Genomic DNA, 24,747 nt, shown 5'->3' with positions numbered 1-24,747 from the left:
GTATCTCTCCCTTAATTATAAGTTTAGTAAATGTCCTAATTTGCTTGCTTTCGTTTGTAAATACGTTTTATTTTCTTCTTTTGTTGGCATTTGTAACGGTACACGCTCGGTTACTTCTAAATCGTAACCTTGTAAGCCAGCAATTTTTCGTGGATTATTCGTTAATAATCGTAAACTTTGTAAGCCTAAATCTTTTAAAATTTGAGCGCCAATACCGTAATCACGAAGATCAGCTGGGAACCCAAGTTTTTCATTTGCTTCTACAGTATCTAACCCTTCTTCTTGTAACTTATAAGCGCGAAGCTTATTCAGAAGGCCAATGCCTCGTCCTTCTTGTCTCATATAGAGAAGAACACCTTTTCCTTCACGCTCAATTTGAGCAAGTGCAGCATGTAGCTGTGGTCCGCAATCACAGCGGCACGAACCAAATACATCTCCTGTTAAGCATTCTGAATGAACGCGTACAAGTACAGGTTCGCCTGTTGAAATATCACCTTTTACGAGCGCGATATGTTCTTTCATATCTAATGAGTTAGAATAGCCAATTGCATGGAAAGTACCGAAATCTGTAGGTAATGTAATTTCCACTTCTCTCGTCACAAGTGTTTCGTGATGGCGGCGATAAGCAATTAAATCTTCTATTGTAATCATTTTTATATCAAATTGTTTTGCGCACTCTAGTAAATCAGGTACACGTGCCATCGTACCGTCCTCATTTATAATTTCGCAAATGACTCCAGCTGGTTCTGCCCCGCAAAGTTTGGCTAAATCGACAGCGGCTTCTGTATGACCAGCACGGCGCAGGACACCGCCTTCTTTCGCAATTAATGGAAAGATATGTCCAGGGCGATTGAAATCAGAGCCTTTTGATGCAGGGTTTAACAATTCTTGTATCGTAGTTGCACGTTCATGAGCACTAATCCCTGTTGTTGTAGAAACATGATCAATGCTCACTGTAAACGCAGTGTGATGTGAATCTGTATTATGAGATACCATTGGTTCTAACTGTAGACGTTCTGCGTACTCCTCCGTAATCGGTACACAAACGAGACCACGACCGTGTGTAATCATAAAATTAATCGTTTCTGGTGTAATGTACTCTGCTAAAGCAATAAAATCGCCTTCATTTTCTCGGTTTTCATCATCACATACGATAACAACTTTTCCTTGTTTTAAATCTTCTAGAGCTTCTTTAATACGATGAAACATTGTGCTTCCTCCTTATAGAAATCCGTTTTCTTGTAAAAAGCTTTCGGTCATTGAACCAGTTCTTTTTACTGGCTTTGAAATAAAGCGTTCAATATATTTTCCAATCATGTCACACTCAATGTTTACGATGTCCCCGGCTTTTTTTTCTCCGATTATAGACTCGCTTACTGTGTGAGGGATGAGTGAAATTGTAATTGAAGATTCGTCTATATCAAATATTGTTAAGCTAGTGCCATCAACAGCAACGGATCCTTTATGCAAACAATAGCGTAGTAATTCATCAGAAATTGCTATTTTGTAATAGATGGCATTGTAATGTTGTTTTTTAGTTAAAATCGTACCGATGCCATCGATATGTCCGGTGACGAAATGTCCACCGAATCGTCCGTTTGCAGCCATCGCCCGTTCTAAATTCACTTTGGCACTTGGCTTTAGCATACGAAGTGATGTTGCTTTCATTGTTTCAGGCATTGCGTCGACAGTGAATGAAGTAGTCGTAAAAGTAGTTACTGTTAAGCAAATGCCGTTAACTGCGATACTATCACCTAATTTGACATCCGATAAAATTTGCTTTGCGCTAATAGTTAGCTTCATTGTTTCACCACTTTGAGTCATGCTTGATATCGTTCCTAACTCTTCTACGATTCCTGTAAACATTCCGTCACCTCGCTTTTTAAGGTTGCAACAATTTTTATATCATTACCGATTTGTTTCATCTCTTGAATTGTTAAGGAAAGTGCATCTTGTAACTTCGAAAAACCAGCTCCGCCAAATAAGGTGGGTGCATCTTTTCCACCAATTAATTTCGGGCTTATATAGGTCACGATTTCATTAAAACTATTTGTTTTTAAGAAGTTTGCATGCACCGTTTGACCACCTTCAACGAACAGAGAAAGAATTTGTTTCTCACCGAGCAGGGATAGGACATCTTGTATTTCAATTTGCTGTGTTTTCATTTGGAATACAGCTATATTGTTAGATTCATAAGACGCTATTTTCTCTTTGTTTACATCCTTACCGACAATAATCCATGTCTGAGTTAAGCCATCTGTTATGACATGAGAAGATGGCGGCGTTCGTAAGTGGGTATCTAAAATAACGCGTATAGGATGTTTACCTCCGTTTGGAATTCGTGTTGTTAAGTGTGGATTATCAGTTATAACTGTATTCACACCGATTAGGATAGCATCATGTATATGACGATATTGGTGAACGTCAGCGCGTGCTTCTTCGCCTGTAATCCACTTACTTTCACCGGTTATAGTTGCTGTTTTTCCATCTAAGCTCATTGCTGTTTTTATTGTTACAAAGGGACGTTTCGTTTTCATATAGTGAAAAAAGTATCGATTTAATAAAGTGGCTTCCGCCTCAAGAACACCAGTAGTTACCTCGATTCCAACTTCTTCTAATCTCCTTTTTCCATTTCCGGAAACGAGTGGATTGCAATCAAGAGTAGCAATTACAACACGCTGAACTCCTTTTTCAATGAGTAATTCACAGCAAGGGGGTGTTTTTCCAAAATGGCTACACGGTTCAAGTGTTACATAAACGGTAGCGTCTTTTGCTCTTTCACCAGCCATGTGAAGAGCATGAACTTCAGCATGTTCTTCACCAGCACACATGTGGGCACCCATTCCAACAATTTTTCCATCTTTAACAACAACGGCACCAACCATAGGGTTTGGGCTTGTTTGTCCCGATGTTCCTTGTGCTAACTGCAAGGCAATCCTCATATATTCTTGATCTGTCATTCTTTTCACCTCTCCTGAAAAAATCAAAAAACCCCAAGGATTTTATATCCTTGGGGTTTGGGAGACGTGATTTCTAGAAATATAGTTCGAATACGAAAGTATAGGAAAGAAACCTAACGATGACTGATATTTTGGCATAAGGAAAAAACCTAGCAAAATATCAAATTCTTTCAACGCTAGTCGTATCTTTTTATTTCAGTATAGAAACATAACTATACAAAATAAAACATATATAAAGATTCAAAATGAAACTTTAAAAATATGCATACTGAAATAAAAGTGTATTCGCTATATAAAATTACTAGAAAACATATCCTTCTCCCATCCAGACTATACTGTCGGCCCTAGAGTTTCACTAGATCCACCGTTTTCGCGTTGAAAACGGGTCACGGACTTAGAAGCTATCGCTTCATCACCGCCGGTTGGGAATTTCACCCGACCCCGAAGGATGTTGTTTGCTCACATTATAGCACAAAAAAGAAAAAAGCATAGTAAAAAATGTTCGAATGTGAAGAATTGTTTGAAAATATATGACGATTTGAATGGGGACGAAAGTAATAGAAATGTGGAAAGGGGAAGGGCTGTATAGGCTTTGATCAAAAGAAAAAACATACACAAATAAATGTGCATGTTCTTTAAATATTTATTCTGCCTCTGGTGCTCTAACAACAGACTCGAATTTGCCTTTATGCGAAGCATCGCAATAAGGCATGTTTTTTGATAAACCACAACGACATAAAGAAAATGCTGGTTTTGCTGGGAATACATTCCCTTGTGAGTCAACTAATTCCACGTCCCCTGTAACGCGAAAAGAGCCATTATCATTCACTTTAATTTGTACTTTTGCCAACGTTATCCCTCCTTTCCAAACGCTTACTCTCATCATATAATTAGGGAGAGTACTTGACAATATAAAGTGAAACTTTAATCAGTGGGGGCATCCCCACTGATTATTAGTTGAACCAATCGGGCGTTTACGAGCAGTTAATCTCCCACCTTACTTCTTTGCCTAAGCTGAATTTTGAGGTGGGAGTCTTACTGCCCGTTAATGCGGGATAAAAAGAGCACTTTGTTTGAGAGAGAAGAGAGTGTTATAATAGTTTGTATAACTGACTAGAGTAAGGTGACGAAAGATGGATAAAAAATTACACGCACTACAAAATATTGCAAATGAGCGCACATGGGCATCATTTTTGAATGATAATCATCCATATAGTTTACTTCATTGGTCAATCGCAGGTGTAGGACAAGAACCGAAAGATGTTTGGTTACTTCAAGATGAGGTAACTTTTCAAACGACGGAATTCCCAACGCTAGACGAGGCAGTAAAGTGGATTTCTGAAAATATGGAACAAGTTACAGACGTTTTAGCGCAGTAAAAAAACAGGCTTATGCAAGCCTGTTTTTTGTTTCTTTTACATATGTGTTTAAAAATTGATCGATGGCATCTTCGTACTCTTCTTTATTTTCATTATAAGAGCAAGCGTGTGCACCATGTTCTGCAATATAAAGCTGTTTATTATTTTCTTTCGCTTCATAAAGTGATTTCGTCATATCAGATAAAATATAGTCATCATCTTTACTATGAATAAAGAGAACCGGATTGTTAATATTTTTTATACAATCAATTGGTGAAACTTCACGAATTGTATAGCCATCACGAACTTTTAAAAAGGCATTTGCTAAAGGTAATAAAGGCCATTTTGGCAAATGAAACTCAACTTTCAAACGATGTTGTAACTGTCCATAAAAATCAGAGAAAGGACAATCAGCAATATAAAAATCAGCACCATCTTCTACAAATCCTGCATATTGAAGAAGAGTTGCAGCGCCCATAGATTCACCATGAATTCCGAGTGTAATATTCGTTCCGAAACGATCTTTTAGCCAGTCAACTACTGACTTTAAATCATGTTTTTCATAATAGCCATAACTTGTTGTTTTACCACCGGTTTTACCATGACGGCGATGATCATAAATAAATACGTTATATCCTCTATTTAAAAATAAGTTTGCATATTTAACGGAATTCATTTTATTTACAGTCACACCGTGGCAAAAAATCATAAATTTATTGGAATGACCAGCTGGCATGTAATATCCGTGAAGTTCGTATCCGAATTGAGAAGGGATGTGAACCTCTTCTTTTTGAATAGCCTTAAAATCGTCCAAATGAAAATGCTTTTTCGTTTCGCGTTCTAAAACTTCTTCCTCTGTTTTTTTCTTCAAGTACATAACTTTATTTGTAAAGAAAATCCCAATCGCAGTTAGTGCACCTAGTATAGTAAACAATGCTGTAAAAAAACGTTTCATACTTTACCTCATCCTCCAAATACCTCTACATGTGATACACTAACATTGTATCACAATGATGTGAAAAGGGGAGAAATCGTGTATGGTTCATATACAAAAAATCACACCAGAAATGAAAGAAGCAATTCAGGATTTTATGTGTGAAAACTGGGGAAGCTCAATGATGGTCTCGCGAGGCAGAGTACATCAATTAGAAGAATTACCTGGTTTTATTGCACTTAGAAATAACAGAATAGTGGGAATTATAACATATAAAGTGATAGAAAACATGTGTGAAATTGTATCGTTAAATAGTTTTGAGGAAGGGAAGGGGATTGGTACAAAACTGGTGGATTGTGTATTGCGAGTGGCAAAAGAGAACGAATGTAAAAAGGTGTGGCTTATTACGACGAATGATAATATGAACGCACTTCGTTTTTATCAAAAACGTAACTTCATGATGACGGACTTGTATATTGATGCGGTAAAGGAAGCACGAAAAATAAAGAAAGAAATTCCGTTTATTGGTTATGATAATATCGCGATTTCACATGAAATTCAGCTGGAGTATATTTTCTGAGTAGAGTGGAAATTGTGTAACAATTTTCAGAAATATAAAACAATAACCTTGACGAATGTTATATTTTGGTTTAATTTAAAATTGTAATCTATTACCATATTAAGGGGTGACGATGTGGCAACTATACGTGATGTTGCAAAATTGGCCGGTGTTTCAGTCGCAACCGTTTCAAGAGTCATTAACGAAAAAGGGTATGTCCATGAAGATACGGTCAAACAAGTAAAAAAAGCAATTGAAGAATTACATTATAGACCGAATGCTACAGCAAAGCCTTTATTTAAACAGCCTTCAACGGTGATTGCATTACTTGTAGATAATTTGCATAATCCATCATACATCACTTTGCTCCGTTTCGTTGAGGAAATAGCATACAAAGAAGGGTATCAAGTAATAGTTTGTAATATAGAAAATAAGAATAGATACATAGATATGTTGGAGCAAAATAACATTGCAGGCGTTATAATGACGAAATCTGTTTTTCGAAGTATAGGAGAAATCTCACTTCCTTTCGCTGTGCTTGAAGAACGACAATCTCTTATGAGCTATTATGAAAGTGGACAGAAAGCTGTTTCTTTATTAAAAGAGAAAGGCTGCCAGTTTCTTGCTTATATCGGTGAGGGAGTAAAGAGTGAAGAAATGGAAGAGCATGTGGCAGGATTTCTAGATACTGCTTGGAAAGAAGGACTTTCTTATCGAGAGGAAATTGTACAAGGGTATACGAATCAACAGTTTCTTGAATTGTTACAAAAGCATCCATACATAGATGGGGTTGTAGCTTCAAGTGATAAGGTCGCTATTGAGCTAATCAGGGCGGCGAAAACTCTTAATATTCATATACCAGGTAAGTTACAAATCATTGGATTTAACGGGAGTGTAGAGGGTGAATGGATAAGTCCATCATTAACGACGATTGGAAGTTATATCGAAGAAAATGGGGAAATAGCTTTTCAACAGTTAATAGGAAAAATAAAGAAGAAACAAGTGCGACAAGAAGAAGTGGAAACAGAATTTAGGTGCATTGAGAGAGAAACAACAAAGTAAAAGGTGCGTTTTTAAAACGCACCTTTTATAGTGTAATTGCGGCAATAAAGCCGAATATAAGTAACGGTATATTATAGTGTAGAAATGTTGGGACACATGTATCCCATATATGATGGTGCTGACCATCAGCATTTAAACCGGACGTTGGTCCAAGTGTACTATCAGATGCTGGAGAACCTGCATCACCAAGTGCACCAGCTGTACCGATAATTGCGATTGTAGCCATGGGACTAAATCCGAGCTGGACGCATAATGGTACGAAAATTGTTGTTAAGATTGGGATGGTTGAAAAGGAAGAGCCAATTCCCATCGTAACGAGAAGTCCAATAATGAGCATAAGAAATGCAGCAAGCGGTTTATTATTTCCGATTATATGTGCACTCGTTTGCACAAGAGATTCAACATGTCCAGTTTTTCGAAGAACAGCGCCAAATCCAGCGGCAGAAATCATAACAAATCCGATAAAGGACATCATACGCATTCCACTCGTTAAAATAGCATCGGCTTCTTTAAGAGGGAGGCTACCGCTAACTGATAAGACGATAATACCTGCTAAAGCACCAAAAATCATTGATTCTGTTGCTAATTGCACAGTTAATGTAGCGAGTATTGATAATAAACCCAAAGTAATGCTTCTTTTCGTATAGGGAACGATTTCATTCTGTGCAGAATGAATTTGTTCTGTTTCATATGTACGTGGTTTTCGGTATGTAATGAAAACCGCTACACATAATCCGATAATCATACCGATTGCTGGAATAGTCATCGCTTTTGGAATAAGTGCGACATCAAATGTAAGACCGCTTTGCGCAGCATTTGTTTGCAATACGTCATGATAAATTTTTCCGAACCCTGCTGGAACCCACATGTAAGGGGTAATTAACCCAAATGTAATAAGACATGTTACAAGCCTACGATCCACCCTCAGCTCATTTAATACTTTTAAAAGTGCTGGAATTAAGATTGGGATGAAGGCGATATGAACAGGGATAATATTTTGTGAGAAACAAGCCATTGTTAAAATGATAAATAATATAAGTATTTTAGAATAGACTTGTTTTTTCGTGTCTTGTTCGTTGCCGATCCATTTTAAAGCTGATTGGATCATTGCATCAGGAAGTCCTGTTTTTGAAAGGGAAATAGCAAATCCACCGAGCATTGCGTAGCTTAATGCGATAGGAGCACTGTTCCCAAGACCGGCTGTAAAAGTACTGATTGTTTCTGAAATACCGAGTCCGCCGATAAGTCCGCCTGTTAAAGCTCCAACGATAATGGCGACAATGACTTGGACACGTAACAAACTAAGCAGTAGCATGACTGCTACTGCGATGAGTACAGCGTTCATAATAAATGTAATCTCCCTAATTTTTATTCTGTTAAGGCAAGCAAGTGTTTGTAGTGACATATCATTATAAAATGTTTTCTATGAAATGTAAAAGCGCCTTTTGTTATTAATGTTGAAAAGATAGTTCTTGTTTAATTGATTGTAAAGATTTAGCGAATAACTCAGGCTCTTCTAAATCTGGAGAATGTGCCGAGTTTGGAAACCAAATCATCTTTTTAATAGGAGCTTGAATGATATCGCAATATTGTTGAACGAGTGCATAAGGAGTTTGATAATCATAGCGACCAGAACAAAAATAAACAGGAATAGATAAACTTGAAATAGATGAAAAGAAATCGATTGTCAGCATCTCTTCCCATAAAACTCCGGATTTTAAATTTCCTGCGAGAAATTTGAACCAATCTAATAGCGTATATTCAGGAGAAAAGAAGCCTTTTCGTATGAAAGAAAAGGAAGATCCATTTTGGATTGCTCCTCCAAATGTACCAAGCCACTTTCTTTGAATAATGAGGCGTCTCGTATCTAAAAAGGGTGGTTTCCCTAATTTTAAAAGAGAAGCTAATGCCTTTTTATGGTCATGTTTTTTGGCAGAGCTAATTAAATGTTGATATAGTAATTCTTCATTTTGCTTCATATGTACGATTTGACCGATGCCGATGTATGCTTCTATATATTCGGGACATTGATTAGCGATTTGTAGTCCGATAATACTTCCCCAAGAATGACCAGCGAGAAATAGTTTTTGCTTATTAAAGCGTTTGAGAAGATATTGAATAACCTTTTTTGCATCTGAAAAAAATTGATCAATCGTAAGATTTGTTTGGATGTCCCGCCATAAAAAGGATTTACCTGCCCCTCGCTGATCCCAATTAATAACGATAAAGTGCTTTTCTAACTCTTTTTGAAAATGGCGAATAAAGCCGATTTGTGCCATACCAGGGCCGCCGTGACAGCATAATAAAATAGGCTGGTCCACGTTTTGGCCGCGTATAAGGAGAGATTGTTTCCGGTCATTAATCATAACGCTTTCTATCGTAGCGATACTGTTAGGGATTAGTTGCTTCTTTTCGTTGTAAAACTGAGGGGTATGGCTACGAAAAAGCATATGTAAACCTCCTTTTCTTAAATGGTATGAATCGCACAGGCTCTTTCTTTTGCATATACTACTAGAAAATCATTGTATCATAACATACTGGTTTGATTTCAAGTTTAGGCGATTAAGAGAGGAGGGAGAATATGACGATTGGAGAAATTATTGATTCTTTAAATAGACGCGAATCAATCGCTATTATAGCGAAACGGCTTGAAATGAGCCCATATACATTATCAAAGAAATTAAGGGTGATTGGATATGAATATGATGGAGAGCAGAAAAAACGTATCTTTATAGGTGATGGTGAAGAGCCACGTCATTTGCAAATCCAAGAAGCTACTGCCCTTCAATATGCAAAAACAGACTATCAATTACTAATTTATGAACAGTTACAAAGCATTTATGAATTGCTAAGAAAAAGAGAAGAAGTAAGTGTTCAAATTATAAGTAAGAGCACAGAGAAAAAGAAACGAACCTTTTCGATTAATATAGAAGTATTAGCAAGACTAGATGTTATATCGGAATCAAAAGGGATTCAAAAGTCTAAAATTGTAGAAGAAGCACTACAGGAATTTTTGCAACGGTATGATGTTAATCATGAAACGTATCCAGAGAAATAAAAGAAAGGATACTATGTTCCATATAAGAGCGTGTATCCTTTCTTTTATTTCATTTTTTGTTTTGTTTCGAAAAGTAATATAGGAACCAAACGGCATGATTTTGTTCATCAGCTGCTGCGCGCCGAAATGTTTCTTTCACTTGTTGATTTGTCGTTTCGTCAGCAATTTCTAAGTAAAAATCAACTGTTCGTTGCTCATCTTGCCGAATTTCAAGGATTTGAGTTCGTTCATTTATGTCTGGAGCTAAAGTAGCTAATCTAGCATAAAAATGAATGGCGCTATATTCTCCATTAATTGCTTTCTCAATACTACGAATGTGTTTGTCGATACAATGTATCGTCATTGTTTGATAGAAATACATACAAATCTTCCCATTATAGTTTTCTATATACTACGAAGAAACAAGGGGCTATGTGCGTATCCTTTACTGCACTAGAAGAATGACAATACGTATGACTCTAAAAGAAGAAGCTCCTTGCATATAAAAGGAGCTTCTTCTTTCGAGTGTCACGCACTAGTTTGAATAGTATTTAATTGTTTTTTTGAATACGTCCATCAATAATCGGCTGAATTGGTTCTTTCACTTGTTTTACATAATCGACTAATGCTTCAAAATCGTTTGGACCAGTTTCAGCATTTTTTCCATTTTTAAAGGATACGAATCCATCACCGCCAGAAGCTAGGAAAGCATTTGCAACTACGCTATACGTTTTAGAGGGAACTAATTCTTCACCATTTGTTAAACGGATATTCGTAACCTTTTCGTTATTTGGTTTATTTGCATCCCAAGTGTATTGAATACCTGAAATTTGAAGCATTCTCGTTGCTCCTTTTTGCCATTGTTGATTTAATATATCACGAATATCTTGACCTGTTAGATCTACTTTAATTAATTGGTTTCCGAAAGGCTGAATGCCGTATAATTCGCCCCATGTAATATCTCCAGCGTCTAGATCATTACGAATTCCACCAGGATTCATAAGAGCGATTTGTGTTTGCATAGTTTGGCGCTGGGCATCCGCAACTAAATTTCCAAGTGTAGATTCACCAGCATCGTTTTGTTTACGGTCGATAGGTGCTGTAGATTTTCCGACTACTTCATTTACAAGAGGTGCGATTTTTTCTTTATATTGATCTAACTTTTGTTTTACTTGTTTATCAGGCTCTACACCTTCATGGTACGTTGTAATAACTTCAGCTTTTTTCTTCACAATATCTTTTGTTTTTCTATCAATCGTTACATCTACATCAGAGAAAGCCATCCCGTAAGAGTTCGCCTGCACGATAAGTTTATTATTTACAGTACCATTTACATACGTATGACTATGTCCACCAAAAATAACATCGACTTCTGGATCTGTTTCATTTGCAATTCGAGTGAGGTCTCCATTTGTTACACCAGACTCATCAGTTGTTCCGCCGACATGTGCAAGGACTACGATAGATTTAACGCCGAGACGCTTTAATTGTTGTGTGGATTTATTAATAGCCTCTACTTCATCAGTGATTTCTACATTTTTAAGCATAGTAGGCATAACGACATTTGGTGTATCCGTTGTAACAACTCCGATGAATCCTACAGGAACTCCGTCTACCATTTTTACAGTAAATGGTGGTAAAAATAAGCGGCCAGTTGATTTATTATAGAAGTTTGCAGCGACATAAGGGAAGTTTGCTCCTTTGAAATTCCCTGTTTTTTCGTGATATCCACCGTAAATGAGGCGTTTCATTTCATCGATACCTTCATCAAATTCATGGTTTCCGATTGTACCAACATCAAACTTTAAGTCATTTAAAAATTCAATTGTTGGTTCGTCTTGTAATAATGCGGAAACTGGTGGGCTAGCTCCGACAATATCACCGGCATGTACGAGAAGTGTATTAGGGTTTTGTTTTTTGCGTTCTTTTAAATAAGTAGCTAAATAATCAGCGCCACCAGCTTCTTTATTGTTAATTTTTTTTACAGTATCTAGTTGACCATGTAAATCATTAATACCAAGCATTTGTACGTCTATGTATCGGTTTTGTTCGGCAGGAGTCTGAGATGGAGGAGCGGCGAATACGCTTGAAAAAGTAATAGTACTTAAAACAGCAACAGCAGGAATAATTTTTTTCCACATAATTAATTTCTCCTTTTTTTATAATCTGACATCATACGACATAATTTTAATAGATTACTAGGATTATATCCATATAAAAATTTAGTTTTTTCGAAAAATTAACATATTTACAAAAGATAAATAATAGAGTAGGGAACCTTTTTTATTGTCGATTTCGCCGTGTATCCTCTATAATGGAGAAAAAAGTAAAAGGTGAATAGTATGAAGAAAAAGAAGCAAAGACAAACACAAAGACACTCTCAAATGAATCAACCAGAGAAAGAATCACTTACACTAGGTGATCAATTGAACGATTCGTTAATGCAACAATTAAAGAATAAGAAAAAAGAGTTGCAAGTGAGAGAAGAGAAAAAAGAGGCAGCAGAACAAGAAAGAAAGCGTAAGGAACAAAAAGAACGTGAAAAGAATAAATCATTTGAAGAACTGTTAAGTGAAAGTAGCCTTACTTGGAAAGACTTTAAATAATAAAAAGATGGTCAGTGAAATGCCGCTGATCATTTTTTTGACGAGTTTGTAAGAAAAGGGGAGTTAGAATGAGGGAAATTGTAGTCGTTCCGTATGAAAATCATTGGAGTGAGAAATTCCAAATGGAAGCCGAAAGATTAAAATCGGCGATGCCAGAAATGGTGAAAGTCCATCATATTGGAAGTACGTCAGTGCCAGGACTGGCAGCTAAACCAATTATAGATATGATTATGGAAGTAGAGAGTATCGACAGAGTAGATCATTGGAATGAACGTTTTAAAGAGCTTGGTTACATCGTAAAAGGGGAAAATGGTATTTCAAGACGTCGTTATTTTATTCATGGGACTGAGGAAAAACGCTCGTATCACTTACACGTATTTGAAAAAGGAAATCCTGAGATAGTAAGGCATTTAGCATTTCGTGATTATATGATGGCTCATTGTGAAGAAGCAGAAGCGTATGCGACTTTAAAGAAAGAACTAGCTGAAAAATATACATATGATGGCACGTTGTATACAGAAGGAAAAAATGAATTTATACGTAATGTTGATGAAAAAGCGAAAGAATGGAAAGGAAATAAAGTGAATGACTGAGTTCACTTTATTTTTTTAAATGTGTATAAAAGTATTATGTAAACTGTACGTATGTTTTGACTTTTTGGATGAATCTTGTTGAAATAAAGTTGTGGTTTATAAAAATGTAACAATGAAAGGGAGAAAGACTGTGCATATTCCAACAACTACACTTCATAATGGTGTGAAAATGCCGATGATTGGTCTAGGCGTTTATAAAGCGAAAGAAGGCGACGAAGTTAAACAAGCAGTAAAAACAGCGTTAGAAGTTGGATACCGTTCGATTGATACAGCAACTGTATATGAAAATGAAAGCGGTGTCGGAGAAGCGGTTCGTGAATCTGGAATCCCGCGAGAAGACTTGTTTATTACAACAAAAGTTTGGAACGACGATCAAGGGTACGAGGAGACGCTCGAGGCGTTTGAAAAAAGTTTAAAGAAATTACAAATGGAGTATGTAGATTTATATTTAATCCATTGGCCGATAAGAGGGAAGTATGTTGATACGTACCGTGCTTTAGAAAAGCTATATGAAGAAGGTAAAGTGCGCGCGATTGGTGTTTCTAATTTTCATAAACATCATTTAGAACTGTTATTACCAAATTGTAAAGTGAAGCCGATGGTCAACCAAGTGGAACTTCATCCGATGTTAGCGCAATTTGAATTGCGTGATTTCTGTCAAGGTGAGCAAATTCAAATGGAAGCATGGAGTCCTTTAATGAGAGGCGGCGAAGTATTCCAGCATCCAATTATTCAGGCTATTTCTAAAAAATATGAAAAGTCACCTGCACAAGTTATATTAAGGTGGGATATTCAAAGTGGGATTGTGACTATTCCTAAATCTGTTACGCCATCTCGTATTAAAGAGAACCTTACTATTTTTGATTTCTCATTAACTGAAGAAGAGATGGATCAAATTAATACGTTAAATCGTAATTTACATGTAGGAACGAATCCTGATAAATATGATACGTTATAAAAAAAGACTGCCGCCTAGTGTTGGGGGGCAGTCTTTTGCTTTTATCGGTATCAATATTTTAGCGATGCAAAGCATATGAATCATACTTAACAATCTTTTGAAGTTGTACATATTCTTCTTTTGTTAAAGATAACTGTTGGCTAGCTTGTATATTTTCTTGCAATTGTTGAATAGAGCTTGCACCAGGTATAACAGCTGCAACAGTTTCGTTATGTAAGCAATATTGAATAGCTGTTCCTGTTAAAGAGCTTTCTTGGGTTATTTCTTTTACACTCGCGAGTGTCGAATATAACTCATCGTAAGAATAAGAGAGGTAATCTTTTTCTTTTACTCTTTCTATCTTTCTTGCATTATTGTTAGTTAAAATCCCTTTTGCAAGTGGTCCGCGAGCAATAACGCTAATTTGCTGTTCATTAAGAAACGGGAACCATTCTTCAGGGCGACGATTTAAAAGGCTGTATTCCATTAATATGCTAACGATATTTGATCGTTTTGCATACTCACGAATGACATTTGGACGTATAGAAGAGATACCATAATGACGAATAATCCCTTCTTTTTTTAATTCTTCAAAGGCTTCAACTGTTTCATCTATAGGATCTTCAATCGTCCCGCCATGCAGTTGATATAAATCAATATAATCTGTTTGAAGTCTACGTAAACTCTCTTTTATTTCGGTCTTTATATAAGCTTTAGAAGGATCCCAAGACCAACCGTTTTTTTCTTCTGTCCATCGATTTCCAACCTTTGTTGTAAGAACAATTTGGTCGCGTTTTCCTTTCAGAGCTTTTCCAACAAATTCTTCATTTAATCCATAATCGTATAAGTCCGCTGTATCAAAAAAATTAATTCCTAAATCGATTGCCTCATCGATAATACGCATAGCTTCAGCCTCAGATGCACCGAGAGACATACAGCCAAATCCAATTTCCGTAACATATAAATCTGAGTTTCCTAATTGACGTTTTTTCATAGGTCAACCTCCTTACCTTTATTGTACGAAAGGGGAAGGAGGTTGACAAACGTTTACTTTTTATTTGCTGTAATCCACTCTTGTACAGTTGTATACTCTTTTCCATATTGTTTTAGCTTATGACGAATTTGCCATGCTTTGCCGACTAAAGTGACGCAATTTGGTAAAATGTAAACTTTCATTTCTATCACGCTCCTTTCAATGTGGTAAAATGTATGAAGAACGATTAGGAAATAGAACAGGGAGATGAAGTAGTATGAGTAATCTTGCAGAAAGAACAGTAAAAACTGAACCGATTTTTGATGGTAGAGTTATAAAAGTTCGTGTTGATGATGTAGTATTACCAAATGGAGAAATGAGTAAACGTGAAATCGTAAATCACCCTGGGGCAGTTGCTATTATTGCTATTACTGATGAGGGGAAAATTGTACTCGTTGAGCAGTATCGTAAAGCTCTCGAAAAGGCAATTGTGGAAATTCCTGCTGGGAAGTTAGAACCTGGGGAAAAGCCAGAGGTAACAGCAGTTCGTGAATTAGAAGAAGAAACAGGATATGTATGTGAAAATATGGAGCTTATTACATCTTTCTATACATCACCTGGTTTTGCAGATGAGATTTTATATGTATATAAAGCGACAGGATTAAAACAAAAAGAAAATAAAGCAGCTTTAGATGAAGATGAATTTGTGGAATTAATGGAAGTGTCATTAGAAGAAGCGATTGATCTTATGAAAGACCTTCGCATACATGATGCTAAGACGATGTTTGCAGTACAATATTTACAATTACAAAAATAAACACTCGCCTAAGGCGAGTGTTTTTAGTTGATTTTTGCATATACACGTGCATCGCGTAAGCTGCCATCGGGTGCTAGGAAATCATTTTCCATTGTACCTTCTAAAATAAATTCTAGACGTTCTGCTAAGTTACATGCGTTTATATTTGTTGCATCAGTACGAATTTCAATTCTTCTAGCACCTAGTTTATCAAATGCAAATTGAATCGCACCTTTAATGGCTTCTGTCATATAGCCATGCTTTGTATAAGCGCTATGTAGCCAAAAGTGAAGTGAAAACTTTGGAATATCCCAGTTTTCAGGCTTGAGCGTAATAGCTCCGATGAATGTACCAGATACTTTATCGTATAAGTGGAAATCAAGTATTTCACGAAGTAAAAACTGTCCGTGAGCTTCGCGAACAATTTCTTCAGCACGTTCTTCTGTTTCAGCTGTAATTGGCATCCATGGTAATAAGTCTTCTAGCGAAGCTTGGATTGCTTCATATACTTCTGTTCCATCACCTGGAAACGGCTTACGTACTTGCAAGCGCTCAGTTTGAAATAATGTTGGAAAATCTAATAATAATGGTTTCAAGAGAAATCCCTCCTATTCTCTACTTTTTAGTTTAGCAAAGTAGAGCGGAATTTCAATGCTAATTCGTCATACTTTTTTTCTTTCTTTCATACATTTTTAGTAAGAGTGTGAACGGAGGGAAGGAAAATGTGGCGAAAAACGTGGCAAGACCGTGTAATGTCTCACATACAGGAAAATTCTTCACTATATATATTTAATGCGGTTTTATTACTGATGGGAGTAATATTTGGAGCGATTCTTGTGAATAGTTTACAAATAAACCAAAAGCAAGATTTATCATTTTATTTACAGCGTTTTTTTGGACAAGTTTCTAAAGGAGAATTTGCTGTCGCAGGCGAAATGTTTCGAGAAAGTTACTTTTCGCAATTAAAATATATCGGCTTTATTTGGATTTTGGGGATTTCAATTATTGGGTTGCCGCTCATTTTTATCTTACTATTTTTAAAAGGGGTAGTTGTTGGATTTACAGTAGGTTTTTTAGTAAGTCAGCACGGATGGAATGGACTATTATTAGCATTTGTATCTGTATTGCCACAAAATTTAATTATAATTCCTGTATTTCTCGTAATGACAACAATTGCTGCAAGCTTTTCCTTACGCATGATTAGGCATCAATTTATTCGGAAAATAACTGAGCCACTATTACCGTTATTAATTCGCTATACATGCTTTTTTCTCGTGATTGGAGCGGTATTAGCTATTGCTTCCAGTGTCGAAGTGTATGCATCACCAGTTTTAATGAAAGAAGTTGTGGAGGCTATTAACAAACAATAAATGTTTTTTGAGAATAATTATCAATTTGTTTTTATTGTTTTTCTTTTGACAGGAGCCCTTCTTCTGATATAATGGTGTAAGAGTGGCGAGGAGGGAGTAGTACCGAATGGAAGAAAGAATTGAACGAATTAAGAAGCAATTACATGCAGCGAGCTATAAATTGACACCACAACGTGAAGCAACAGTTCGTGTGCTGCTAGAAAATGAAGAAGATCATTTAAGCGCAGAAGATGTATACCTCCTTGTAAAAGAAAAGTCGCCAGAGATCGGATTAGCAACCGTTTATCGAACTTTAGAGTTATTGTCTGAGTTGAAAGTTGTCGATAAAATTAACTTTGGAGACGGTGTTTCGCGTTATGACTTACGCCAAGAAGGTGCACAGCGTTTCCATCATCATTTAATCTGTACACAATGCGGTGCTGTACAAGAAATACAAGAAGATTTACTTGGTGAAGTGGAGAATAAAGTGGAACGAGACTGGAGCTTTAAGGTGAAAGATCATCGTTTAACATTCCATGGGATTTGTAAAAATTGTCAAGAAAATGAAACGGATGAAAAATAACCTTTTCCTATTTAACTAGGAAGAGGTTTTTTATTTGAATAAGGTATAAATTGGTGAAAGCTTGGCATATGTTGTAATAACTTATATTTTGGAGGAATTTACAATGCGCCGAGCTTTAAAATTAACTTTTGATGGGATGAAAGTATTTTTATTATTTACAAGTTGTACGATTTTGTTTTATTTCGCTATACTATGGATAAATGAAGAATATGAAAGTTACCATCGTTATGAAAAGCCAAAAGAAGAGACTGTAGAAAAAGTATCAGGGAATGAGGAGCCGGAAAAGGATGCTTTCGTAAATAGAATGATGTTTTTCTATGAAAATGGGGAGTAGTGTAGATTGGAAGATCAATTAAAAGATTTTATTCATTATATGATTGTTGAAAAAGGTTTAGCGAAAAATACAGTTGTATCTTATGAACGCGATTTAAAAAGCTATGTGAAGTATTTGCAAAATGTAGAACAAACGAAGACGTTTCATGAAGTGACACGCTTGCATATTGTTAACTTTTTGCAGCATTTAAAAGAAAACGGGAAATCTTCAAAAACATTGGCGCGTCATATTGCATCGATTCGTTCGTTTCATCAATTTTTACTTCGTGAACGAGCAGTGGAGCATGACCCATCGGTACATATTGAAACGCCACAAGGGGAACGGAAATTACCAAAAGTATTATCAATCGACGAAGTGGAAGCATTGCTTCAAACACCGAAAACGGCAAGTGCTTTTGGGATTCGTGATAAGGCAATGTTAGAGTTGTTGTATGCAACAGGACTTCGTGTTTCAGAATTAATTGCATTAAATTTAGAAGATGTGCACTTAACGATGGGATTTGTTCGCTGTATCGGGAAAGGGAACAAAGAAAGAATTATTCCACTAGGAAGCTTAGCGACAGAAGCGATTCAAAAGTATATTGAAAAAGGAAGAAGAGAATTGATGGGTAAAAAAGCAGTAGATGCGCTCTTTTTAAACCATCATGGTAATCGATTATCGAGACAGGGATTTTGGAAAATTTTAAAACGGCTAGCGAAAGAAGCGAATATTGCAAAAGAGCTTACACCGCATACGTTGCGTCACTCTTTTGCTACGCATCTATTAGAAAATGGGGCAGACTTACGTGCTGTGCAAGAAATGCTTGGACATGCAGATATTTCAACGACGCAAATTTATACGCATGTTTCAAAAGCTAGATTAAAAGATGTATATAAACAGTTTCATCCGAGAGCATAGTTACTATGCTCTTTTTTTCATAGATTCAAAAGGCTATAGTACTTCACAAAAACTTCACAAACATTTCGTACATTGTTTTCAGCAGAAGACTAGAATATTACAATGTATTTCCTCTATACTAAATAAAGTATGAAGGAGGAAATGATGATGAAAAAACTTATTATGACTTTATTTATCGCGATGCTAGCATTGGCTGGCTGTAATACAAACAAAGAAGAACCGAAAAAAGAACAGAAACTGGAAGCTATAAAAGTAGCGGTTCAAACGAATCCGAAAGAAATTAAACCTGGTGAAAAAACAGAAGTACAAGCACTTGTTACACAAGGAAAAGAAAGAGTAACGGATGCTGATGATGTAAAGTTTGAGATTTGGAAAGATGGCGACGAGAAACACGAGATGTTAGATGGTAAGCATAAAGGAAAAGGTGTTTATGCAGTAGAGAAAACATTTGAAACTGATGGAGTATATCATATTATTCCTCATACAAATGCACGTGAAATGCATGTTATGCCAGAAACAAAAGTCGCTGTAGGAAATGCAAAAGTAGAAGATGCGAAAAAAGAAGAAGGTCATGGGGATCATAAAAGTGATACGATGATACATCTTATGGCTGGTGATATTAAAGCAAATGCTGAATCAACAATGAAAGTTCATTTGAAGCAAAAAGAAGAAGCGTTAACTGGTGCTGAAGTACAACTTGAGATTTGGAAAGATGGTGTTGAAAAGCACGAATTTATTCCAGCGAAAGAAGGAAATAAAGGAGAGTATGAAACGAAACATACTTTCAAAGAAAACGGTGCTTACAAAGTGAAAGTTCATGTTAAAAAAGGTGAACTACATGAACATAAAGAAGAAACAGTAGAAGTAAAATAAAAAGTAGCTCTTTAGAGCTGCTTTTTATTTTTATATTAGGAAATATGTTATAAAATGATTAGCACTTCTTTGCAGAATGGATTACAATAGAAGGGTAAAGAAAATGAGAAATTCTACGAAAATGTATTAAAAAGAAAGCGTAAACATGTTATGATATCAATATCAGATGTCTGACATCTGACTTGGAAAAACCTAGAAATGTTTTTTATTCGTTTGAAAGTAAAACGAAAAAGTTAGAGAATGATTTAAAGCAGTACTGTTTAATAATGAGGACGAAAGATAATTCCCATTGATAACAGTTTCACTTTATAGCGTTTTGAACATACTACAAGAAGTAGAACTGAACATATAGGAGGTTGCAGTTATGAATAAATATAAACGTATTTTCCTAGTCGTAATGGACTCTGTGGGAATCGGTGAAGCACCAGATGCTGAGCAGTTTGGTGATTTAGGTTCTGATACAATTGGTCATATCGCTGAACATATGAATGGATTACACATGCCAAACATGGTGAAATTAGGCCTTGGTAATATTCGTGAAATGAAAGGAATCTCTAAAGTAGAGAAACCGCTTGGATATTATACAAAAATGCAAGAGAAATCTACAGGTAAAGATACAATGACAGGTCACTGGGAAATCATGGGCCTTTACATTGATACACCATTCCAAGTGTTTCCTGAAGGATTCCCGAAAGAATTACTTGATGAATTAGAAGAAAAGACAGGTCGTAAAATTATCGGTAATAAACCAGCTTCTGGAACAGAGGTACTTGTTGAGCTTGGTCAAGAACAAATGGAAACAGGTTCTTTAATTGTTTACACTTCTGCTGATAGTGTATTACAGATCGCAGCTCATGAAGAAGTAGTACCACTTGAAGAGCTATATAAAATTTGTAAAATCGCACGTGAATTAACATTAGATGAGAAGTACATGGTAGGGCGTGTTATTGCTCGTCCGTTCGTTGGAGAGCCAGGAAACTTCACACGTACACCAAATCGTCATGACTATGCGTTAAAACCATTTGGTCGCACAGTAATGAATGAACTTAAAGATAGCGATTATGATGTAATTGCTATTGGTAAAATTGCTGACATTTATGATGGAGAAGGTGTAACTGAATCACTTCGTACGAAATCAAATATGGATGGAATGGACAAGCTTGTAGATACATTAAATATGGACTTTACAGGTATTAGCTTCTTAAACTTAGTTGACTTTGATGCCTTATTTGGTCATCGTCGTGACCCACAAGGGTACGGAGAAGCATTGCAAGAATATGACGCACGTCTTCCAGAAGTATTCGAAAAACTAAAAGAAGATGATCTATTATTAATTACAGCAGACCATGGTAATGATCCAGTACATCCTGGTACTGATCATACACGTGAATATGTACCGTTATTAGCATATAGCCCAAGCATGAAAGAAGGCGGACAAGAGTTATCACTTCGTCAAACATTTGCTGATATTGGTGCAACTGTAGCAGAAAACTTTAATGTTAAAATGCCAGAACATGGAACAAGCTTCTTAAACGAGCTAAAGAAATAGGGGGATAAACAGATGAATCGTGAACTAATTACAAAATCAGCTTCATACTTAAAAGAGAAATTTCAAGAGACACCACAAGTAGGACTAATCCTTGGATCTGGACTAGGTGTATTAGCAGATGAAATCGAGAACGCAGTAACAGTACCATACAGTGAAATCCCTGAATTCCCAGTTTCAACTGTAGAAGGACATGCAGGTCAACTTGTATTCGGTACACTTCAAGGTGTAACAGTAGTAGCAATGCAAGGACGTTTCCATTTCTACGAAGGATACGATATGCAAAAAGTAACATTCCCAGTTCGTGTTATGAAAGAACTAGGTGTAGAAACAGTTGTTGTAACGAACGCAGCTGGTGGTGTAAATACATCATTTGAACCAGGCGATCTTATGTTAATTTCAGACCATATTAACTTCATGGGTACGAACCCATTAATCGGACCAAATGATTCTGAAATGGGTGTACGTTTCCCTGATATGTCTACATCATATACGCCAGAACTTCGCGAAATGGCGAAACAAGTTGCAGCAGATTTAAATATTAAAGTACAAGAAGGTGTATATGTTGGAATGACAGGTCCTGTATATGAAACACCTGCTGAAATTCGTATGCTTCGTACACTTGGCGGAGATGCAGTTGGTATGTCAACAGTACCGGAAGTAATTGTAGCTCGTCATGCAGGTATGAAAGTACTAGGTATTTCTTGTATTTCAAATATGGCAGCTGGTATTTTAGATCAACCACTTCACCACGATGAAGTAATTGAAACGACAGAACGTGTTAAAGCTAATTTCTTAGCATTAGTAAAAGCAATTGTAAAACAAATGAAGGGGTGACTTCACAATGAGAATGGTGGACCTAATTGCAAAAAAACGTGATGGACATGCATTAACGACAGAAGAAATTAACTTTATCGTTGAAGGATACACAAATGGTAGTATTCCAGATTATCAAATGAGTTCACTTGCAATGGCAATTTTCTTCCAAGATATGAATGATCAAGAACGTGCAGATTTAACGATGGCAATGGTAAATAGCGGTGATACAATTGACTTATCAGCCATTGAAGGGGTAAAAGTAGATAAGCATTCAACGGGTGGAGTTGGTGATACAACGACACTTGTATTAGGTCCATTAGTAGCTGCTTTAGGTGTACCAGTTGCGAAAATGTCTGGACGAGGTCTAGGACATACGGGTGGTACAATTGATAAATTAGAAGCAGTACCAGGATTCCATGTGGAAATTGAAAATGATGAATTCATGCGTCTTGTAAATGAAAATAAAATCGCTGTTATCGGACAAAGTGGAAACTTAACACCTGCTGATAAAAAGTTATATGCACTTCGTGATGTAACGGCAACAGTAAATTCTATTCCGCTTATTGCAAGCTCGATTATGAGTAAAAAAATTGCTGCTGGTGCAGATGCAATTGTTCTTGATGTGAAAACTGGAGCAGGTGCATTTATGAAAACGGATGAAGATGCAAAGCGTTTAGCAGAAGCAATGGTACGCATCGGTAATAACGTTGGTCGTAATACGATGGCAGTTATTTCTGATATGAGTCAGCCGCTTGGTGAAGCAATTGGTAATGCATTAGAAGTACAAGAAGCAATTGATACATTACAAGGTAAGGGACCGAAAGATTTAGAAGAGCTATGTTTAACGCTTGGAAGTCAAATGGTATACCTTGCTGGACAAGCTTCATCTTTAGAAGATGCTCGTGAAAAGCTAATTGAAGTAATGAACAACGGTAAAGCGCTAGAATCATTTAAAACGTTCTTATCAGCGCAAGGCGGCGATGCTTCTGTTGTTGATGATCCTTCTAAATTGCCACAAGCACAATTTAAAATTGAAGTGGAAGCGAAAGAAGACGGTTACGTATCGGAAATCGTTGCAGATGAAATCGGAACAGCAGCAATGCTTTTAGGAGCAGGGCGTGCAACGAAAGAGTCTGAAATTGATTTAGCAGTTGGTCTAATGCTTCGTAAAAAAGTAGGCGATAGCGTGAAAAAAGGTGACTCTCTTGTTACAATTTACGCAAACCGCGAAAATGTTGAAGATGTAAAAGCGAAAATTTATGAGAACATGAAAATCTCTAAAGAACACGTAGGTGCACCAACTTTAGTACACGGAATTGTAACGAATTAATAAAGTGAAACTTTAATCAGGGGGGCTTTATCCCCACTGATTATTAGCCTTCACCAATCGGGCGTTTACGGGCAGCCCGACCCAGACCTAACTTCTTTGCTTTCGCTGAATTTTGAGGTAGGGGTCTTACTGCCCGCAAATAGCGGGATAAAAAAAAGCTGAGGAGATTTCTCCTTGGCTTTTTTTACTATTTTTTGTTTATAATAGTAAAGGGTGAAATTATGATTAGAATTTGTGCAATAACGAAAAAAAATGAAGTTTTATATGATGTGTCGCTAGAAGAAACGAGACAAGAAAACATCGTATGGTATTGGCTTGATTTATATAAGCCGACGAAAGAAGAGTATACATATATTTTACAAGATCACTTCAAATTCCATCCCCTTGCAATTGAAGATTGTGTAGAGTATGTACAGAGGCCAAAGGTAGATTTTTATGATGGATATAACTTTTTAGTTCTCCATGCATTCGGAGAAGACGGATTAGAACCGCATGAAATCGATTTATTTGTTAGTGATCGATATATAGTCTCTTTTCACTTCTCTCATAACAATGCGATTGAAAGAGTATGGAAAACGCTCGGTGAGAAGAAACGTATTAAGAAGAGTCCTTTAAATGTAGCACATACAATTATTGACCAAATTGTAGATGATTATTTCGCACCTGTATATTACATTGAAGACCATTTAAATGCAATTGATGATAATTTAACGGGTGAGACAGCAGGAAGTGTGCTAGAAGAGGTATTTGATATTCGGACAGATTTATCTAAGCTAAGGCGTACGATTATTCCGATGCGTGATTTATTGTATCGCATTTTAAATTCAACTCGTTTTTACGGTATAAGCGATCATGAAATTTATTTTAAAGACATACATGATCATTTGCTTAAACTGACAGAGATGATTGAAGCGAGCCGTGAATTGACAGCAGATATTCGAGATAGTTACTTTTCGTTGAATTCCCACCATATGAACAATATTATGAAAACATTAACTGTTTTCTCAACTATTTTCATGCCGTTAACATTTATTGCAGGGGTATACGGCATGAACTTCGCACATATGCCAGAGCTTGGCGGGAAGTATAGTTATTTTATTTGCTTAATTTTAATGGCATTAATTGGCGGCGGAATGATGGCTTGGTTTTATAAAAAAGGTTGGTTTAAGTAAAAAAACACCGAGGATTTCCTCGGTGTTTT

The 24,747-nt window shown here is 36.4% G+C and carries 29 protein-coding genes and 1 riboswitch; of the genes, 17 read left to right on the top strand and 12 right to left on the bottom strand.

From position 1 onward, the window contains the following. Nucleotides 1-15: 15 nt before the first annotated feature. The 4 genes from ribBA to AC1DS7_RS17740 all read right to left on the bottom strand — a co-directional run bounded on the left by ribBA (nt 16) and on the right by AC1DS7_RS17740 (nt 3,810). Complete coding sequence (gene ribBA, locus AC1DS7_RS17755) at nt 16-1,209, bottom strand: bifunctional 3,4-dihydroxy-2-butanone 4-phosphate synthase/GTP cyclohydrolase II (protein ID WP_215588475.1); 1,194 nt, start codon at nt 1,207-1,209, stop codon at nt 16-18. Nucleotides 1,210-1,221: 12 nt separating this feature from the next. Continuing rightward, a complete protein-coding gene (ribE, locus tag AC1DS7_RS17750) occupies nt 1,222-1,866 on the bottom strand; it encodes a riboflavin synthase (protein WP_476999139.1) in 645 nt (214 codons plus the stop codon). Further along, on the bottom strand, nt 1,848-2,960 hold the full coding sequence (ribD, locus tag AC1DS7_RS17745) for a bifunctional diaminohydroxyphosphoribosylaminopyrimidine deaminase/5-amino-6-(5-phosphoribosylamino)uracil reductase RibD (RefSeq protein WP_193651992.1): 1,113 nt from the start codon (nt 2,958-2,960) through the stop codon (nt 1,848-1,850). Before ribD ends, ribE begins: the two co-directional genes overlap by 19 nt. Nucleotides 2,961-3,269: 309 nt before the next feature. Next, nucleotides 3,270-3,413, bottom strand: a riboswitch (FMN riboswitch). 190 nt (nt 3,414-3,603) lie between these two features. Next, nucleotides 3,604-3,810: a CDGSH iron-sulfur domain-containing protein gene (locus tag AC1DS7_RS17740; protein WP_001151582.1), complete on the bottom strand. Its 207-nt coding sequence runs from the start codon at nt 3,808-3,810 to the stop codon at nt 3,604-3,606. A gap of 283 nt (nt 3,811-4,093) precedes the next feature. On the opposite strand from AC1DS7_RS17740, the gene AC1DS7_RS17735 reads away from it, so the two are divergent. Then, a complete protein-coding gene (locus AC1DS7_RS17735) occupies nt 4,094-4,339 on the top strand; it encodes a DUF2552 family protein (protein WP_002033867.1) in 246 nt (81 codons plus the stop codon). A gap of 10 nt (nt 4,340-4,349) precedes the next feature. Here AC1DS7_RS17735 and AC1DS7_RS17730 read toward each other — a convergent pair whose 3' ends face one another. Next, entirely contained in the window at nt 4,350-5,273 is a 924-nt protein-coding gene (locus AC1DS7_RS17730) for an alpha/beta hydrolase (protein WP_002033868.1), read from the bottom strand. An 82-nt stretch (nt 5,274-5,355) separates the two neighbouring features. Between AC1DS7_RS17730 and AC1DS7_RS17725 the strand changes: the two genes are divergently transcribed. Together AC1DS7_RS17725 and AC1DS7_RS17720 are read left to right on the top strand one after the other, a co-directional pair. After that, nucleotides 5,356-5,832 carry a GNAT family N-acetyltransferase gene (locus AC1DS7_RS17725; protein ID WP_012261663.1) on the top strand — a complete coding sequence of 159 codons (477 nt, stop codon included), beginning with the start codon at nt 5,356-5,358 and terminating at the stop codon, nt 5,830-5,832. Nucleotides 5,833-5,946: 114 nt separating this feature from the next. Then, entirely contained in the window at nt 5,947-6,873 is a 927-nt protein-coding gene (locus AC1DS7_RS17720; protein ID WP_002143052.1) for a LacI family DNA-binding transcriptional regulator, read from the top strand. 25 nt (nt 6,874-6,898) lie between these two features. On the opposite strand, the gene AC1DS7_RS17715 is transcribed toward AC1DS7_RS17720, so the two are convergent. Together AC1DS7_RS17715 and AC1DS7_RS17710 are read right to left on the bottom strand one after the other, a co-directional pair. Next, nucleotides 6,899-8,218 (bottom strand): Na+/H+ antiporter family protein, encoded by a 1,320-nt coding sequence (locus AC1DS7_RS17715; RefSeq protein ID WP_002014950.1) that lies wholly within the window; start codon nt 8,216-8,218, stop codon nt 6,899-6,901. 106 nt (nt 8,219-8,324) lie between these two features. Next, nucleotides 8,325-9,323 carry an alpha/beta fold hydrolase gene (locus AC1DS7_RS17710; RefSeq protein WP_002143051.1) on the bottom strand — a complete coding sequence of 333 codons (999 nt, stop codon included), beginning with the start codon at nt 9,321-9,323 and terminating at the stop codon, nt 8,325-8,327. A 131-nt stretch (nt 9,324-9,454) separates the two neighbouring features. Between AC1DS7_RS17710 and AC1DS7_RS17705 the strand changes: the two genes are divergently transcribed. Further along, the gene (locus AC1DS7_RS17705) at nt 9,455-9,931 is read left to right on the top strand and encodes a ribbon-helix-helix domain-containing protein (protein ID WP_002014948.1); all 477 of its coding nucleotides are present in this window, start codon (nt 9,455-9,457) and stop codon (nt 9,929-9,931) included. A gap of 49 nt (nt 9,932-9,980) precedes the next feature. Here the strand turns inward: AC1DS7_RS17705 and AC1DS7_RS17700 are convergent, their stop codons facing one another. Together AC1DS7_RS17700 and AC1DS7_RS17695 are read right to left on the bottom strand one after the other, a co-directional pair. Beyond that, a complete protein-coding gene (locus tag AC1DS7_RS17700; protein ID WP_002014947.1) occupies nt 9,981-10,292 on the bottom strand; it encodes a ferritin-like domain-containing protein in 312 nt (103 codons plus the stop codon). A 169-nt stretch (nt 10,293-10,461) separates the two neighbouring features. Further along, nucleotides 10,462-12,051, bottom strand: a complete 1,590-nt coding sequence (locus tag AC1DS7_RS17695) for a bifunctional metallophosphatase/5'-nucleotidase (protein ID WP_215600686.1) — start codon at nt 12,049-12,051, stop codon at nt 10,462-10,464. Between the two features lie 201 nt (nt 12,052-12,252). Here AC1DS7_RS17695 and AC1DS7_RS17690 point away from each other — a divergent pair, with 201 nt between their 5' ends. The 3 genes from AC1DS7_RS17690 (at nt 12,253) to AC1DS7_RS17680 (ending at nt 14,067) form a co-directional block, all read left to right on the top strand. Further along, complete coding sequence (locus tag AC1DS7_RS17690) at nt 12,253-12,516, top strand: YqkE family protein (protein ID WP_002014945.1); 264 nt, start codon at nt 12,253-12,255, stop codon at nt 12,514-12,516. Nucleotides 12,517-12,584: 68 nt separating this feature from the next. Then, nucleotides 12,585-13,109 (top strand): GrpB family protein, encoded by a 525-nt coding sequence (locus AC1DS7_RS17685; protein ID WP_002143048.1) that lies wholly within the window; start codon nt 12,585-12,587, stop codon nt 13,107-13,109. A 130-nt stretch (nt 13,110-13,239) separates the two neighbouring features. Beyond that, entirely contained in the window at nt 13,240-14,067 is an 828-nt protein-coding gene (locus tag AC1DS7_RS17680; protein WP_002143047.1) for an aldo/keto reductase, read from the top strand. 58 nt (nt 14,068-14,125) lie between these two features. On the opposite strand, the gene AC1DS7_RS17675 is transcribed toward AC1DS7_RS17680, so the two are convergent. Beyond that, entirely contained in the window at nt 14,126-15,040 is a 915-nt protein-coding gene (locus tag AC1DS7_RS17675) for an aldo/keto reductase (protein ID WP_215588472.1), read from the bottom strand. A gap of 53 nt (nt 15,041-15,093) precedes the next feature. Continuing rightward, nucleotides 15,094-15,222, bottom strand: coding sequence for a Z-ring formation inhibitor MciZ (mciZ, locus tag AC1DS7_RS17670; protein ID WP_476999138.1), 129 nt, complete (start codon nt 15,220-15,222; stop codon nt 15,094-15,096). A 74-nt stretch (nt 15,223-15,296) separates the two neighbouring features. Between mciZ and AC1DS7_RS17665 the strand changes: the two genes are divergently transcribed. Next, on the top strand, nt 15,297-15,836 hold the full coding sequence (locus AC1DS7_RS17665) for an NUDIX domain-containing protein (RefSeq protein WP_002014941.1): 540 nt from the start codon (nt 15,297-15,299) through the stop codon (nt 15,834-15,836). A gap of 23 nt (nt 15,837-15,859) precedes the next feature. Here the strand turns inward: AC1DS7_RS17665 and AC1DS7_RS17660 are convergent, their stop codons facing one another. Further along, nucleotides 15,860-16,411 (bottom strand): GNAT family N-acetyltransferase, encoded by a 552-nt coding sequence (locus AC1DS7_RS17660; RefSeq protein ID WP_429687753.1) that lies wholly within the window; start codon nt 16,409-16,411, stop codon nt 15,860-15,862. A gap of 126 nt (nt 16,412-16,537) precedes the next feature. On the opposite strand from AC1DS7_RS17660, the gene spoIIM reads away from it, so the two are divergent. The 9 genes from spoIIM to corA all read left to right on the top strand — a co-directional run bounded on the left by spoIIM (nt 16,538) and on the right by corA (nt 24,718). Then, on the top strand, nt 16,538-17,185 hold the full coding sequence (gene spoIIM, locus AC1DS7_RS17655) for a stage II sporulation protein M (protein ID WP_002014939.1): 648 nt from the start codon (nt 16,538-16,540) through the stop codon (nt 17,183-17,185). A 106-nt stretch (nt 17,186-17,291) separates the two neighbouring features. Next, nucleotides 17,292-17,747, top strand: a complete 456-nt coding sequence (gene fur, locus AC1DS7_RS17650) for a ferric iron uptake transcriptional regulator (protein ID WP_000392654.1) — start codon at nt 17,292-17,294, stop codon at nt 17,745-17,747. A gap of 103 nt (nt 17,748-17,850) precedes the next feature. After that, nucleotides 17,851-18,081 (top strand): YqzK family protein, encoded by a 231-nt coding sequence (locus AC1DS7_RS17645; RefSeq protein WP_002088473.1) that lies wholly within the window; start codon nt 17,851-17,853, stop codon nt 18,079-18,081. A 6-nt stretch (nt 18,082-18,087) separates the two neighbouring features. Next, nucleotides 18,088-18,978 carry a site-specific tyrosine recombinase XerD gene (xerD, locus tag AC1DS7_RS17640; RefSeq protein ID WP_002014937.1) on the top strand — a complete coding sequence of 297 codons (891 nt, stop codon included), beginning with the start codon at nt 18,088-18,090 and terminating at the stop codon, nt 18,976-18,978. A 144-nt stretch (nt 18,979-19,122) separates the two neighbouring features. Then, nucleotides 19,123-19,851, top strand: coding sequence for a FixH family protein (locus tag AC1DS7_RS17635; RefSeq protein ID WP_002088470.1), 729 nt, complete (start codon nt 19,123-19,125; stop codon nt 19,849-19,851). Between the two features lie 364 nt (nt 19,852-20,215). After that, nucleotides 20,216-21,400, top strand: coding sequence for a phosphopentomutase (gene deoB, locus AC1DS7_RS17630; RefSeq protein ID WP_002014935.1), 1,185 nt, complete (start codon nt 20,216-20,218; stop codon nt 21,398-21,400). Between the two features lie 12 nt (nt 21,401-21,412). Continuing rightward, a complete protein-coding gene (locus AC1DS7_RS17625) occupies nt 21,413-22,234 on the top strand; it encodes a purine-nucleoside phosphorylase (RefSeq protein WP_001078443.1) in 822 nt (273 codons plus the stop codon). A gap of 7 nt (nt 22,235-22,241) precedes the next feature. Next, nucleotides 22,242-23,546 carry a pyrimidine-nucleoside phosphorylase gene (locus AC1DS7_RS17620; RefSeq protein ID WP_476999137.1) on the top strand — a complete coding sequence of 435 codons (1,305 nt, stop codon included), beginning with the start codon at nt 22,242-22,244 and terminating at the stop codon, nt 23,544-23,546. Between the two features lie 221 nt (nt 23,547-23,767). Beyond that, nucleotides 23,768-24,718, top strand: coding sequence for a magnesium/cobalt transporter CorA (corA, locus tag AC1DS7_RS17615; protein WP_002033891.1), 951 nt, complete (start codon nt 23,768-23,770; stop codon nt 24,716-24,718). Nucleotides 24,719-24,747: the final 29 nt, after the last annotated feature.

Source organism: Bacillus sp. P4_E1, assembly GCF_056401715.1.
The sequence above is the reverse complement of the archived record's forward strand: the minus strand, read 5'-3'. Positions and strand labels throughout refer to the sequence as shown.

Coding starts and splice junctions, on each gene's coding strand:
- ribBA (WP_215588475.1), bottom strand. CDS start 1,209: ATGTTTCATCGTATTAAAGAAGCTCTAGAAGATTTAAAACAAGGAAAA.
- ribE (WP_476999139.1), bottom strand. CDS start 1,866: ATGTTTACAGGAATCGTAGAAGAGTTAGGAACGATATCAAGCATGACT.
- ribD (WP_193651992.1), bottom strand. CDS start 2,960: ATGACAGATCAAGAATATATGAGGATTGCCTTGCAGTTAGCACAAGGA.
- AC1DS7_RS17735 (WP_002033867.1), top strand. CDS start 4,094: ATGGATAAAAAATTACACGCACTACAAAATATTGCAAATGAGCGCACA.
- AC1DS7_RS17730 (WP_002033868.1), bottom strand. CDS start 5,273: ATGAAACGTTTTTTTACAGCATTGTTTACTATACTAGGTGCACTAACT.
- AC1DS7_RS17725 (WP_012261663.1), top strand. CDS start 5,356: ATGGTTCATATACAAAAAATCACACCAGAAATGAAAGAAGCAATTCAG.
- AC1DS7_RS17715 (WP_002014950.1), bottom strand. CDS start 8,218: ATGAACGCTGTACTCATCGCAGTAGCAGTCATGCTACTGCTTAGTTTG.
- AC1DS7_RS17710 (WP_002143051.1), bottom strand. CDS start 9,323: ATGCTTTTTCGTAGCCATACCCCTCAGTTTTACAACGAAAAGAAGCAA.
- AC1DS7_RS17705 (WP_002014948.1), top strand. CDS start 9,455: ATGACGATTGGAGAAATTATTGATTCTTTAAATAGACGCGAATCAATC.
- AC1DS7_RS17700 (WP_002014947.1), bottom strand. CDS start 10,292: ATGTATTTCTATCAAACAATGACGATACATTGTATCGACAAACACATT.
- AC1DS7_RS17695 (WP_215600686.1), bottom strand. CDS start 12,051: ATGTGGAAAAAAATTATTCCTGCTGTTGCTGTTTTAAGTACTATTACT.
- AC1DS7_RS17690 (WP_002014945.1), top strand. CDS start 12,253: ATGAAGAAAAAGAAGCAAAGACAAACACAAAGACACTCTCAAATGAAT.
- AC1DS7_RS17685 (WP_002143048.1), top strand. CDS start 12,585: ATGAGGGAAATTGTAGTCGTTCCGTATGAAAATCATTGGAGTGAGAAA.
- AC1DS7_RS17675 (WP_215588472.1), bottom strand. CDS start 15,040: ATGAAAAAACGTCAATTAGGAAACTCAGATTTATATGTTACGGAAATT.
- mciZ (WP_476999138.1), bottom strand. CDS start 15,222: ATGAAAGTTTACATTTTACCAAATTGCGTCACTTTAGTCGGCAAAGCA.
- AC1DS7_RS17665 (WP_002014941.1), top strand. CDS start 15,297: ATGAGTAATCTTGCAGAAAGAACAGTAAAAACTGAACCGATTTTTGAT.
- spoIIM (WP_002014939.1), top strand. CDS start 16,538: ATGTGGCGAAAAACGTGGCAAGACCGTGTAATGTCTCACATACAGGAA.
- fur (WP_000392654.1), top strand. CDS start 17,292: ATGGAAGAAAGAATTGAACGAATTAAGAAGCAATTACATGCAGCGAGC.
- AC1DS7_RS17645 (WP_002088473.1), top strand. CDS start 17,851: ATGCGCCGAGCTTTAAAATTAACTTTTGATGGGATGAAAGTATTTTTA.
- AC1DS7_RS17635 (WP_002088470.1), top strand. CDS start 19,123: ATGATGAAAAAACTTATTATGACTTTATTTATCGCGATGCTAGCATTG.
- deoB (WP_002014935.1), top strand. CDS start 20,216: ATGAATAAATATAAACGTATTTTCCTAGTCGTAATGGACTCTGTGGGA.
- AC1DS7_RS17625 (WP_001078443.1), top strand. CDS start 21,413: ATGAATCGTGAACTAATTACAAAATCAGCTTCATACTTAAAAGAGAAA.
- AC1DS7_RS17620 (WP_476999137.1), top strand. CDS start 22,242: ATGAGAATGGTGGACCTAATTGCAAAAAAACGTGATGGACATGCATTA.
- corA (WP_002033891.1), top strand. CDS start 23,768: ATGATTAGAATTTGTGCAATAACGAAAAAAAATGAAGTTTTATATGAT.